Source organism: Halonotius terrestris (assembly GCF_006861665.1).
GTDB lineage: Archaea > Halobacteriota > Halobacteria > Halobacteriales > Haloferacaceae > Halonotius > Halonotius terrestris.
The window spans coordinates 1,671-11,405 of record NZ_RKLU01000005.1 but is presented as its reverse complement, the minus strand read 5'-3'; the positions used below and the strand labels follow the sequence as shown (position 1 = coordinate 11,405).

The 9,735-nt window shown below is 64.0% G+C and carries 12 protein-coding genes (2 of these 12 running past the window's edge); 6 read left to right on the top strand and 6 right to left on the bottom strand.

What is annotated here, in order from left to right; translation table 11 throughout:
• Both guaB and EGH24_RS11310 read left to right on the top strand, forming a co-directional pair.
• A protein-coding gene (guaB, locus tag EGH24_RS11315; protein ID WP_142980252.1) for an IMP dehydrogenase crosses the window boundary here: on the top strand, window positions 1-279 show its 3' end. It extends 1,215 nt beyond the left edge of the window; 279 of the gene's 1,494 nt are visible here — the last part of the coding sequence; its start codon lies off the left edge, out of view; the stop codon is at window positions 277-279.
• A 156-nt stretch (window positions 280-435) separates the two neighbouring features.
• Window positions 436-1,032, top strand: a complete 597-nt coding sequence (locus EGH24_RS11310) for a HalX domain-containing protein (RefSeq protein ID WP_142980251.1) — start codon at window positions 436-438, stop codon at window positions 1,030-1,032.
• Between the two features lie 27 nt (window positions 1,033-1,059).
• Here the strand turns inward: EGH24_RS11310 and EGH24_RS11305 are convergent, their stop codons facing one another.
• Together EGH24_RS11305 and EGH24_RS11300 are read right to left on the bottom strand one after the other, a co-directional pair.
• Window positions 1,060-2,202 (bottom strand): pyridoxal phosphate-dependent aminotransferase, encoded by a 1,143-nt coding sequence (locus EGH24_RS11305; RefSeq protein ID WP_185903308.1) that lies wholly within the window; start codon window positions 2,200-2,202, stop codon window positions 1,060-1,062.
• Window positions 2,199-2,687, bottom strand: a complete 489-nt coding sequence (locus EGH24_RS11300) for an Lrp/AsnC family transcriptional regulator (RefSeq protein ID WP_142980250.1) — start codon at window positions 2,685-2,687, stop codon at window positions 2,199-2,201. Before EGH24_RS11300 ends, EGH24_RS11305 begins: the two co-directional genes overlap by 4 nt.
• Before the next feature lie 105 nt (window positions 2,688-2,792).
• Here EGH24_RS11300 and EGH24_RS11295 point away from each other — a divergent pair, with 105 nt between their 5' ends.
• Together EGH24_RS11295 and EGH24_RS11290 are read left to right on the top strand one after the other, a co-directional pair.
• Entirely contained in the window at window positions 2,793-3,218 is a 426-nt protein-coding gene (locus EGH24_RS11295; RefSeq protein ID WP_142980249.1) for an EamA family transporter, read from the top strand.
• Window positions 3,219-3,492: 274 nt separating this feature from the next.
• Window positions 3,493-4,071, top strand: a complete 579-nt coding sequence (locus EGH24_RS11290; protein WP_142980248.1) for a MogA/MoaB family molybdenum cofactor biosynthesis protein — start codon at window positions 3,493-3,495, stop codon at window positions 4,069-4,071.
• Window positions 4,072-4,107: 36 nt separating this feature from the next.
• Here EGH24_RS11290 and EGH24_RS11285 read toward each other — a convergent pair whose 3' ends face one another.
• From EGH24_RS11285 to EGH24_RS11275, 3 genes are read right to left on the bottom strand one after another with little or no spacing between them, the layout of a single operon-like run.
• On the bottom strand, window positions 4,108-5,115 hold the full coding sequence (locus tag EGH24_RS11285; protein WP_142980247.1) for a metal ABC transporter permease: 1,008 nt from the start codon (window positions 5,113-5,115) through the stop codon (window positions 4,108-4,110).
• A complete protein-coding gene (locus EGH24_RS11280; protein ID WP_142980246.1) occupies window positions 5,112-5,900 on the bottom strand; it encodes a metal ABC transporter ATP-binding protein in 789 nt (262 codons plus the stop codon). The genes EGH24_RS11285 and EGH24_RS11280 overlap by 4 nt, the downstream gene beginning before the upstream one ends.
• Window positions 5,897-6,946, bottom strand: a complete 1,050-nt coding sequence (locus EGH24_RS11275; RefSeq protein WP_142980245.1) for a metal ABC transporter substrate-binding protein — start codon at window positions 6,944-6,946, stop codon at window positions 5,897-5,899. The genes EGH24_RS11280 and EGH24_RS11275 overlap by 4 nt, the downstream gene beginning before the upstream one ends.
• A gap of 140 nt (window positions 6,947-7,086) precedes the next feature.
• Here EGH24_RS11275 and EGH24_RS11270 point away from each other — a divergent pair, with 140 nt between their 5' ends.
• Window positions 7,087-8,148 (top strand): Gfo/Idh/MocA family protein, encoded by a 1,062-nt coding sequence (locus EGH24_RS11270; protein ID WP_142980244.1) that lies wholly within the window; start codon window positions 7,087-7,089, stop codon window positions 8,146-8,148.
• Window positions 8,149-8,187: 39 nt separating this feature from the next.
• Window positions 8,188-8,712, top strand: a complete 525-nt coding sequence (locus tag EGH24_RS11265; RefSeq protein WP_142980386.1) for a CinA family protein — start codon at window positions 8,188-8,190, stop codon at window positions 8,710-8,712.
• A 6-nt stretch (window positions 8,713-8,718) separates the two neighbouring features.
• Here EGH24_RS11265 and EGH24_RS11260 read toward each other — a convergent pair whose 3' ends face one another.
• Window positions 8,719-9,735, bottom strand: partial view of a redox-regulated ATPase YchF gene (locus EGH24_RS11260; RefSeq protein WP_142980243.1) — the 3' portion only. The gene runs 174 nt beyond the window's last position; only the last 1,017 of its 1,191 coding nucleotides appear in the window; its start codon lies beyond the right edge, outside the window; it ends in the stop codon at window positions 8,719-8,721.

Sequence of the window (9,735 nt, the reverse complement as noted above, 5' to 3'; positions counted from 1 at the left end):
GGNGGCGGCGACCGCTANCTNAANGACNNCGAAGAGGNCGANGAGTTCGTCCCNGANGGCGTCGAGGCCGCNACNCCNTANAAGGGGNCGCTCGNNTCCGAACTCCANCANCTCGTNGGCGGGATGCGCTCNGGNATGGGCTACGTCGGCGCGGANACNATCCCCGAGNTNAANGANCGANCCNNATTCGTNCGCGTCTCCGNNGCCGGCCAGACCGAGGGCCACCCACACGACGTGATGATCACCGACGAGGCACCGAACTACAGTCCTGACAACTAAGCGAGCGGCATCGGCCACCAGCCGAGCCGTCGCAGTGGGCGACAGCCGACGGTTAGTCTCATCGTGGGAAACGACTGCAACACTCGTGGGCAATGGGTATTTTCATATATCCTCGGCTATGATACCAACCATGAGCGATGAGGGACCTATCCATTCATGACTGACGAACCTCCACTTGTCCTCGTCGTCGAGGACGAACCGGATCTCGCGGATCTCTATGCCACGTGGCTGCAGGCCGACTACCGGGTCCGGACGGCCTACGGCGGCGAGGAGGCGATCGAACAGCTCGACGACGAGATCGACGTCATCCTGCTCGATCGTCGGATGCCGGGGCTCTCCGGCGACGAAGTGCTCGACNNGNTCCGCGAGNNNGGNNNCNACTGNCGCGTCNCGATGGTNACCGCCGTCGANCCNGACTTCGACATCATCGAGATGGGNTTCGACNNCTANCTCGTCAAACCGGTCACGCGGGACACGCTCGAAGAGACGATCAACGATCTGTTGACGCGGAACTCCTACGAGGAAGGCGTCCAAGAGCTGTTCTCGCTGTCCTCAAAGAAGGCCCTACTGGAATCCGAGAAGAGCCAGTCCGCCCTTGCCGACAACGAGGAGTACCAAGAGCTCTCCGAGAAGATCGAACAACTCCGCGAGGATCTGGATACGACGATGGATTCCTTCACCGATCACGAGGATTACGCCGGCTTCTATCAGGAGTTCGACGACGTCGAAGACGACGAGATCGAACTCGAATAAGATCTCTGCTGTTTTTCCGCCGCCGATTCAGTCGGCGACGAACGTTTCGATCCGCCGCATCGCCTCTTTGAGTTCCGACATTCCCGTCGCATACGAGACGCGGAGGTGGCCCGCCCCGCCCGGGCCGAAGACACTCCCCGGAACGACGGCGACGCCCTGTTCCTCCAGAAGGTTCTCAGCGAAGGCCTCGTCGTCGCCGCCACAGGCCGGGAAGGCGTAGAACGCGCCCTGTGCGGTAAAGCAGTCCAGCCCCATCTCCTCGAACCGCGAGAGGACAAAGCGGCGGCGACGGTTGAACGCGGTCGCCATCTCGGTGACGCTCTCGTCGCAGCTGCGTAGGGCCTCGATCGCGGCGTACTGNGCNGTCGTCGGNGCCGACAGCATCGTGTACTGNTGNACGCGGTTNAGCGCCTCGATGACTTCGGGAGGTGCGAGCGCGTAGCCGAGCCTGAGCCCGGTCATCGCGTACGCCTTCGAGAAGCCGTTGAACACGACCGTCCGCTCACGCATCCCCGGAAGCGTCGCGATNNNNGTGTGCTCGCCNTCGTAGGTGAGNGCGGCNTAGATCTCGTCGGCGATCACGTCGATATCGTTGTCGACGCAGAACTCGGCGACGGCTGCGGTCTCCTCGGCGTCCATCACCGCCCCGGTCGGATTGTTCGGATAACAGAGGATGAGCGCGTCGGCGTCGGCCGCACCGGCCTCGCGCAAGGCCTCGGGTGTCAACACGAAGTCGTTGTCGGCTCCAGTCGGTACCGGTAATGGCTCGCCGCCCGCAAAGCGAATGCCCGGTTTGTACGAGATGTAGGTCGGCTGGTGGACGGCAACCCTGTCGCCGGGATCGACGAACGTCCGCAACGCGAGATCGACCGCCTCGCTCGCGCCCGTCGTGACGAGGATTTCGCTGTCGGGGTCGTATTGGTGGCCCCACTGCTCGACGTGGTCGGCGATTTCTTCGCGGAGTTCGAGCTTTCCACGGTTGGCGGTGTAGGAGGTCTTGCCCTCCTCCAGCGAGTGGATCGCGGCGGTGCGGGCGGCCCACGGCGCGGAGAAATCCGGCTCGCCAACGCCCAGCGAGATCACGTCATCGCGCTCCTCGGCGAGCTCGAAGAACTTCCGAATCCCAGATTCGGGCGTAGCCGCGACGCGCTCGTTCGGCTGCAGCGTCATGGCGAGACGGACAGGCGGTCGTCGTCGTCGCGGTCGCCGAAGTCGATGCCGGCCTCCTTGTAGGTCTCCATGATGAAGTGGGTCACCGTCTGGGTGATCTCCGGAATGGGGGCGATCTGCTCGGAGATGAACTGGGAGACGTCCTGCATCGACTCGCCGGTGACTTCGATAGCGAAGTCATAATCGCCAGAGACGAGCCGCAGGGATTCGACCGCCGGGAACTTGGCGATCCGGTCGGCGATCTCTTTATATCCTGTCTCGCGGTCAAGCTCAACGTTGAGCTCGACGAAAGCAGCGACGTGCTGGCTGTCGGTGTTGTCCCAGTCGATGACCGCTTGGTAGCCGCGGACGGTGCCCTCCGACTCCAGCTCATCGAGCAGGCGTTCGACCGTCTCGGCGTCGGTGCCGAGCTGGCGGGCGATGTCGTCGACGTCCTCCCGCGCATCGGTCGATAGCAGCGACAGCAGTTCCTGTTTCTCGTCCATACAACCCCTGACACCCCCGGCTGCATATGATTTGCGACACTCGCTGTCGGCTACGACCGCGCCGGAGACAGAACCGATAACTCACTGCCCACGTTGAGGACAGCTATGAGCTATCTGCCGTGGGCGATTCTCGCGTTGGGGGCGTATACGCTGGTGCCGATCCTGATGCGCGTGGCGACGACCGGGCCCGACGCCGTCCCGAGCGACGTGGCGACGATGGTGTCGAACCTCGTGCTCGTCGTCGTCGCTGGCGTCGTCATCGTCGGAACCGGCGAGCAGGTGACGCCACACCTGAACAGCCCGAAAATCTGGCACACCGTGGCCGCGGGCCTGTTTTTGGGCGTCGGCATCCTCGCGTACTACCGCGCGCTCTCGCTGGGGCCGGTGAGCGTCGTCACTCCCGTCTTCGGCATGTTTCTCGTGACGAGTTCGCTCGTCGGGATTGCCGTCCTCGGCGAGTCGCTGACAGCCCGGAAGCTCCTCGGGATCGCGCTGGCCGTCGTCGCGGTGTATCTCGTGACCGTGGAATAGCCGCCAGCGACGAGACACGTTTAGAAACGAACAGGCAACCGAGGGATGGCTGGCTGATCACCCGCTTTCCTGGTGGACTGAAAGGGCGAGACGCGCTCGACGAACACCGGCGACGCAAGCACCGCAACGAGTGAAGCGAGTGAGGAGCGCAGCGAGCCGCGGGAGTCGAGCGTGTCGAGGGCTTTCTACACTTACCTCCTGACGTATATCCTCACCTGAACAGTACCACAACAAAGCCCGGGTTTCTAACACCCCACTTTCCGTTGGCTGAGGTATGAGTGACTCCGACAACACGAACCGAACGCCGACGACGGACCCGGACCGCCGAACCGCCGACGACCACGGCCATGACACTGTCTCCCCGCTACAAGCCGCGATCCTCACCGTCTCAACCTCCCGCGCCGACGCCGACGGCGAGGTCGACGACCCCGGCGGCGACACCATCGAATCGCTGTTCGAAGACGCCGGCCACCGCGTGGTTGAACGCCGCCTCGTTCCCGACGGCATCGGTCCGATCCAACGCGAACTCGACGCGCTCCTTGACGACGAGACGGTCGATCTCGTGGTGACGACCGGCGGCACCGGCCCGACCGCTGACGACGTGACGCCCGACGCCGTCAGCGACCGTTTCGACCGCGAACTGCCGGGATTCGGCGAGCTGTTTCGAGAGCTGTCCTACGAGGAAATCGGCCCGCGAACCATCGCCTCCCGGGCGACCGGCGGCATCGCCCGCGACACACCAGTCTTCGTCCTGCCAGGCAGTACGAACGCCGTTGAATTAGCGACCGAGGAGATCATTCTGCCCGAGGCACCGCATCTCGTCGGACTGGCGACGCGACATCTCGTCGAGTGAGACCGGAGGAGGCATATCTCGACCACAGCCGCCTGCTCAGTCGCCGGGCTGTTCGGTCGCCTCGGCATCGATGCTGTCCATCTCCGGGCGCGCCGTCTCGCCGATGGCGGTCTGAAGCTTGCCGGCGATCACGGCGAGTGCGTAGATGGCGACAGCGACGAGGACGACGACGCCGCCGGCGGTCGCGCCGGCGTAGAAAGCGACGGCGATCCCGAGAATCACCGAGAGTTCTGCGAGCACGACCGAGACGAGCAACGCTTCGGTGAAGCTTCGGGCGACTTGGGTCGCGCCGGCGACGGGGACGACCAACATCGCGGCGACGAGAATCACGCCCATAATCTGCATCGCGCCGACGACGACGAGCGCGGTCAACATGACCATGATCCGATTGTACCAACTCACCGAGAGCCCCGAGACCGCGGCTGCTGTCTCGTCGAAGGTGACGTACAGCAGTTGATTTCGCGTCACCGCGACGACGCCGATAATGATGGCGAACAGGACAAGCAGAATCGCGGCGGCGTCCGTGGTGACCGTCGAAAGGTTGCCGAAGAGGTACTGATCGACGCTGACGGTCAGCCCGCCGGCGTTGATGCTGATCAGCGTCGTGCCGAGGGCGAACCCCGTCGAGAGGACAATCGCCATCGAGACATCGTTGTACGCGTCGGTCACTTCGGAGATGAGTTCGATCAACAGCGCGGCGAGCATAGCGACGACGACCGCAGTCAGGTACGGCGAGACGCCGANGNCGNNGACNGCNTTNNNGAAGAGGCCGACNGCGACNCCGGCGAAGGCNGTGTGNGCGAGNGCGTCGCCGATGAGTGCGAGCTGNCGGTGGACNAGGAACGTACCGATGAGCGGNGCCATNACNCCGATNCAGANGCCGACGAGGATCGCCCGGTGCATGAACCCGTACTGGAGCAGTTCGAGCCCGGTCGCGCCGGCGAGCCACGACATGAGCAGCGACCAGACATCAAGCAGCCAGTACAGCGGGCTGAACACGGCATCAAGCCCACCCTGTAGCAGGACTGCCACAACCTCGCTCATGTGGCATCACCGGGATTCGTAGTGACCGCCCCGAAGGTGCGCGCAAGCGCGTCGCTGTCGACGAACTCGTCGGTCGGCCCGTCGAAGTAGACCTCGCCGTTGAGACAGACGACGCGGTCGGCGTGATCGGTGACCGCCGCGAGGTCGTGCTCGATCAGGAGGATCGTGATCCCCTCGTCGTTGAGCGATTCCAGCAATTTGTAAAAGGCCTCGACGGACTCGGCGTCGACACCGACGGTCGGCTCATCAAGGACGAGAAGGTCAGCCTCGCCGGCGAGCGCGCGGGCGATGAACGCCCGTTGTCGCTGCCCGCCCGAAAGTTGGGTCACCCGCCGATCTGCGAACGCCGACATCCCGACGGTGTCGAGCGCGCGGTCGACAATCGCCCAGTCGGATTCCGAGAGTCGACCGAAGCCGACATGCGGAAACCGCCCCATCTTGACGACCTCGCGGACGGTAATCGGCATCTCCTTGGAGGAACTGGCGTGTTGGGCAACGTAGCCGATCCGGGAGCCGTCGTCGAACTTGTGGGCGGGTTCGCCGAACAGTTGGGCTGTCCCCTGATCGGGCTCTAAGAGTCCCAGCATGAGCTTCATCAGCGTCGATTTGCCCGAGCCGTTCGGGCCGACGACAGCGACGTACTCGCCGGCGTCGATCCGCAGCGAAATATCCCTGACGACGGGCGTCGCCGTGTAGCCGAACTCGACGTTGTCGATCTCGATGAGTGGGGTCTGACCGGAGGCCGGCGGCTCACTGGTCGGCTCCGCGTTGCTGTCGGCACTCATTCGAAGTTCCTCCACGTTTCCGCCCAACCGTCGGGACCAGCCTCGGCAGGCGATTTGTTACCGAGGACGACCTCGAAGGTCGGCATGTTGATGTTGTANGCNATCTCCTCGTANCCCCANNNNTNCTCGACCCAGTCCTCGCGGACGCCGGCGTATGGGGTGACCGGGAAGTACGCCTCGGCTTGGGTTTCCTCGATCAGTTGGATCGCCGGCCGACGCGACTCGAAAACGCCGTTGGCGATGTAGCGAATGTCGTTGTCGGCGATGACCTGCTTGGCCTGCGTGATGTCCTCTGGGGCGACCGCACCGCTCGCGGCAAGATTCGTCACCAGCGGGCGCATCGCTACGCCGTACCGCAGCCCGATGTATTGGAAGGCGTTGTGGGCTGCCAGTTGCACCACGTCGCGGTCGGCGGCGTCGAAAATCGCCTGATAGTCCGCGTCGATCCGATCCAAGGTTTCGGATTTGTACGTCGCCGCGTTCGCGCGGAACGACTCCGCATGCGCCGGCGCGAGGTCGGCAAGCCCAGCCGTGATATTGTCCACTGATAGCTTCGCGCGCTGCGGATCGAGCCAGAAGTGCGGGTCTTTCCCCTGTTGGTCGCCGACGCCCTCTTCCTCCGGATCCAGCGACGCAGCGAGGTCGGCCAACTCGACGCCTGTGCGGGCGTTGATCAACTGCGTGTCGACCTCGTCGTCCTGAATCGTCCGAATCGCGCGGTCGGCCCACGGCTGGAAGCCCGCGCCGACGTGAATGAACGCGTCGGCCTCAATGATCCGTCGGGTGACGCTCGCGTTCGGTTGCCAACCGTGGCCGTGGAGGCCCGTCGGCACGAGGTTTTCCACCTCGACCGGAGTGCCATCGACGATGTTGCGAGCGAAGTCATAGAAACTGAAAAACGAGGCGACAGCGACGGCCCCGTCGCTCGGAGCGTCGCTAACGGTCTGCCCGCCCGCACAGCCGGCGAGCCCGGCGGTGAGGAGTCCAGCCCCCGCAGCAACCGCGCGTCTGCGGGAGAGCGTCTCGGACGGAGTGTGATCGGCCATCGTACATAGACAGCGCGGGGCAGCGCGTATAGTTGTTGCTATCGAATAGATAAATTAGACTAGTCTAATTAAGAGCGCGTGCAGTTTCGAGCGAACGGAAGCATCTCTTTTACCGACCGCGCCAGTAGCCATCGCCAAGTATGTCAGAACCGCCAGTCAGAGTCGGGATCGTCGGCCTCGGTGGGATCGGCCACCACCACGCCGACCGCCTCGAAGAACACGGCGCGGACCTCGTCGGCGGCGTCGATATCGATGCCGAGGCCCGCCAAGAGTTCAGCGAGGAGTGGAACGTGCCGACGTACAGTGACATCGACGACATCCTCACCGAGATCGACGCGCTGTTCGTCACGACGCCGAACAAGTACCACGAAGATTACGCCACCGCCGGGCTGAACGCTGGCCTCGACGTGTTACTCGAAAAGCCGGTCGCCCACACCCTCGACAGCGCGGAACGCATCGCCGACAGCGCGGCCGCCAGCGACGGGTTCTGTATGGTCGGCTTCAACAACCGCTTCGCCGCGCCGGTCGAGGTCGCCACCGCCTACCGGGATGAGGGCCGCTTCGGCGACATCACACACGTCGAAGCCAACTACGTCCGGCGGCGGGGCATCCCCGGCCGTGGCTCGTGGTTCACCTCGAAGGAGGTCGCCGGCGGCGGCGCGCTCATCGATATCGGCGTCCACGCGATCGACCTCGCGCTGCACTTCCTCGATTTCCCGACGATCACCGAGGTGTCGGCGACGACGCGAGCACAGTTCGGGACTCGGGAGGACTACGGCTACCTCTATATGTGGGGCGACGACGAGGGGCCTGAGGCGTTCGACGTCGAGGATTCCGCCAGCGCGTTTTTGCGAGCCGAGGACGGTCGAACCGTCTCCCTTGAGGTCGCGTGGGCGGCCAACCGCCCGCGAACCGACGAGTTCGTCCTACGCGGCAGCGACGGCGGCGCGATCTACGACCGCAAAAGCGAGGAGCTCACCATCTACGAGTCGGGCAGTGCCGGCAGCGACCACCTCACCGAAACGGCCGTCGACACCGCCGACAACAACACGCATCTGACCGAAGTTGGCTACTTCCTCGAACACGTCGCCGCCGACGAAGTCCCGGAGCGAAACACGATCAGCGAGGGGCTGGCCGTCCAACGGGTGATCGACGCGATCTACCGCTCCGCCGAAGACGGCCGAGCGGTCGAACTCGACTGAACAGGGTGCTTCAAACGGATGGCCCACGAACGCGACGACATGACACCAGCAACCGAGGACGGCGAGCCGATCGAAGCGGTCGTCGGCAAACGGTTGACAGACCGTGAGGAAAGCCTCGCTGTCGCTGAGTCGCTGACCGGCGGGCTGATCTGCTCGCGGCTTACTGATGTTCCCGGATCGAGTGCGTACTTCGATCGTGGCGTCGTCACCTACTCTAACCGCTCGAAACAGCAGGACCTCGCCGTCTCACGGGAAGCACTCGATAGCCACGGCGCAGTGAGCCGAGAAGTCGCCGCCGAGATGGCGACCGGGATTCGAGACACAGCGGCAACGACGTGGGGCGTCTCGACGACCGGAATCGCCGGCCCCACCGGCGGCACGGAGCAAAAACCGGTCGGCCTCGTCTTCATCGGCGTCGCCTACGCTGCCCCGTGGGGTAGCGAGGACTCCTTCGTACGCGTCGATCGCCATGTCTTCGACGGCGACCGCGCGGCGGTGAAACAGAAAAGCGCGACACACGCTCTCGACGCACTGGCGACCGCAATCGACGACACTGGCGACTGAACCGTCTCAGTTGGTCGAAACGATCTCGACGACATCGCGGTGGGTGAGATCGTGATCCGCGCCGACCTGTCGTTCCGTCCGGCAGTCGATCCCGTGAAGCAGCCCGTCGCCGATGTCCGAGTGGAGGAAGTACGCGAAGTCCTCGGTCGTCGCTTCCTCGGGGAGGACGAAACAGTCCCGGAAGACACCCTTCTCGTCGTCGCTGCCGTTGGCGGTCCCGGGGAAGACGGCGATACAGCCCAGCACATCAAAGAGGGCGGTTTCGATAGCCTGCTGGACGCCGGTACCGCCGTAGTCGGCGATGAAGTCTCGTATTTGTTCGAGACCGGCTTCCTGTTCGGCCGAGAGGTCCCCGAGGATGTCGAAGGAGTCGTCGCCTGGCGTGTAGTCGATGACGCCGTTGTCGTCGGCTTTTTTCAGGGCTCCCTCGGCGTGGGCACTCGCCGGGACGAAGGTCAGGTGGTCGTAGTCGGGATCGTCGGTGATCTCATCCCAGTTGGCCTGTGCCTCGGGAGTGTCCATCTTATTGGCCGCGATCAGCATTGGCTTGGTTCGCTTTCTGATCTCGCGGGCGAGGGCTTCGCGGTCCTCGTCGTCCCACGTGTCGGTATCGAGTTCGAGGCCGAGCGAGAGGATGATCTGTTTGATCTCGTCTTTGTTCGTTTTGAACGCGCTCATCTGCTCGGCGAGGTCGACCTCGATCTTCGCCTCCGCGCCCTCGTATTTCGTCTCGTGGCTCTCGATGCCCTTTTCGAGGATATCGAGATACCACATGTCGAGNTCNGTNTCGAGGAAGTCGATGTCGTCGCGGGGGTCGTGGCCCTCNGTCGGNTCNCCCTCGNNGTCNGTNNNCCCGGAGAANTCNACNACGTGNANNANCNCGTCNGNCTCGTTNAGGTCGGTCAGGAATTGGTTGCCGAGGCCGTTGCCCTCATGGGCTCCGGGAATCAACCCCGCCACGTCAACGAGTTTTGTCGGGACGAAGCGGGTGCCGTCACGGCAGACGCCGACGNTCGGGGTNCA

What these genes read in the sequence shown, in the direction of transcription:
- EGH24_RS11300 (WP_142980250.1), bottom strand. Translation starts at nt 2,687, where the DNA reads ATGGACGAGAAACAGGAACTGCTGTCGCTGCTATCGACCGATGCGCGG.
- EGH24_RS11295 (WP_142980249.1), top strand. Translation starts at nt 2,793, where the DNA reads ATGAGCTATCTGCCGTGGGCGATTCTCGCGTTGGGGGCGTATACGCTG.
- EGH24_RS11290 (WP_142980248.1), top strand. Translation starts at nt 3,493, where the DNA reads ATGAGTGACTCCGACAACACGAACCGAACGCCGACGACGGACCCGGAC.
- EGH24_RS11280 (WP_142980246.1), bottom strand. Translation starts at nt 5,900, where the DNA reads ATGAGTGCCGACAGCAACGCGGAGCCGACCAGTGAGCCGCCGGCCTCC.
- EGH24_RS11270 (WP_142980244.1), top strand. Translation starts at nt 7,087, where the DNA reads ATGTCAGAACCGCCAGTCAGAGTCGGGATCGTCGGCCTCGGTGGGATC.
- EGH24_RS11265 (WP_142980386.1), top strand. Translation starts at nt 8,188, where the DNA reads ATGACACCAGCAACCGAGGACGGCGAGCCGATCGAAGCGGTCGTCGGC.